This is a genomic window from Amycolatopsis sp. NPDC051061 (assembly GCF_040682935.1).
Taxonomy (GTDB): Bacteria; Actinomycetota; Actinomycetes; order Mycobacteriales; family Pseudonocardiaceae; genus Amycolatopsis.
This window is the reverse complement of the sequence record NZ_JBFBBZ010000142.1, coordinates 1-1,773: the sequence shown is the minus strand read 5'-3', so window position 1 is coordinate 1,773 and position 1,773 is coordinate 1. Positions and strand designations below refer to the sequence as shown.

The 1,773-nt window shown below is 45.6% G+C and carries 1 pseudogene; it reads left to right on the top strand.

The features are described 5' to 3' along the window. Nucleotides 1-1,773 (top strand): annotated as a pseudogene (gene prtP, locus AB0N03_RS52265) (PII-type proteinase); the annotation flags it as partial.

Genomic DNA, 1,773 nt, shown 5'->3' with positions numbered 1-1,773 from the left:
ACTGATTACTCCAGCACGGCGGAGATTCAGCAGGAGACCAATAAAGTGATCGCGGCTCAGGCAAGCGTTAAGGCAGCTGTTGAACAAGTCACCCAACAAACTGCCAGTGAAAGTTATGGCTATGTCGTTAACGGCTTTTCAACTAAAGTTAGGGTTGTTGATATCCCTAAACTGAAACAAATTGCCGCAGTTAAAACAGTCACATTGGCGAAAGTTTATTATCCGACTGATACTAAGGCAAACTCGATGGCGAATGTGCAAGCCGTATGGTCCAATTACAAATATAAAGGTGAAGGCACAGTTGTCTCGGTTATTGACACTGGCATTGATCCAACACACAAAGACATGCGGCTAAGCAATGATAAAGACGTTAAACTAACCAAATCTGATGTTGAAAAATTCACTGATACCGCCAAGCATGGCCGCTATTTTAATTCAAAAGTGCCATATGGGTTTAATTATGCTGATAATAACGACACCATTACAGATGATACGGTTGACGAACAACACGGCATGCATGTTGCTGGGATCATCGGTGCTAACGGGACAGGTGACGATCCAGCCAAGTCTGTTGTCGGAGTTGCGCCAGAAGCACAGCTACTGGCAATGAAAGTTTTCACCAACTCTGACACTTCTGCAACAACCGGGTCAGCTACCTTGGTTTCTGCCATTGAAGACTCGGCAAAAATCGGTGCCGATGTCCTCAACATGTCCTTAGGATCTGGTTCAGGCAACCAAACCTTGGAGGATCCAGAACTTGCTGCGGTGCAAAATGCTAACGAATCAGGAACAGCCGCCGTCATTTCTGCTGGGAACTCAGGAATATCCAGTTCAGCAACTGAAGGCGTCAACAAAGATTATTACGGTTTGCAAGACAATGAAATGGTGGGAACGCCAGGGACATCACGAGGAGCGACCACAGTTGCTTCCGCTGAAAACACGGATGTCATCACTCAGGCAGTGACCATTACTGATGGTACAGGTTTACAGCTTGGACCGGAAACCATTCAGCTTTCAAGCAACGATTTCACTGGTAGCTTTGACCAAAAGAAGTTTTATGTTGTTAAAGATGCTAGTGGCAACCTCAGCAAAGGGAAAGTAGCCGACTATACTGCTGACGCTAAAGGCAAAATTGCCATCGTTAAACGTGGCGAACTTACCTTTGCTGATAAACAAAAATATGCCCAAGCCGCTGGTGCTGCTGGCTTGATCATTGTCAACAACGATGGCACAGCAACACCGGTGACTTCTATGGCGTTAACCACCACCTTCCCAACATTTGGGCTCTCAAGTGTAACCGGTCAAAAGCTGGTTGACTGGGTCACAGCACACCCGGATGATAGTCTCGGTGTCAAGATTGCCCTGACGATGGTACCAAATCAGAAATATACTGAAGACAAGATGTCTGACTTCACATCCTATGGGCCAGTTTCCAATCTTTCCTTCAAACCAGATATTACCGCACCAGGCGGCAACATCTGGTCAACGCAAAACAACAATGGCTACACAAATATGTCTGGTACGTCAATGGCCTCGCCATTTATTGCCGGTTCACAAGCATTGTTGAAACAAGCATTGAATAACAAAAACAACCCTTTTTATGCTTATTACAAACAACTTAAAGGGACAGCGCTCACCGATTTTCTTAAGACAGTTGAGATGAATACTGCCCAGCCAATCAACGATATTAACTACAATAATGTTATCGTATCGCCGCGGCGGCAAGGGGCCGGTCTTGTTGATGTGAAGGCAGCCATTGATGCATTAGAAAAG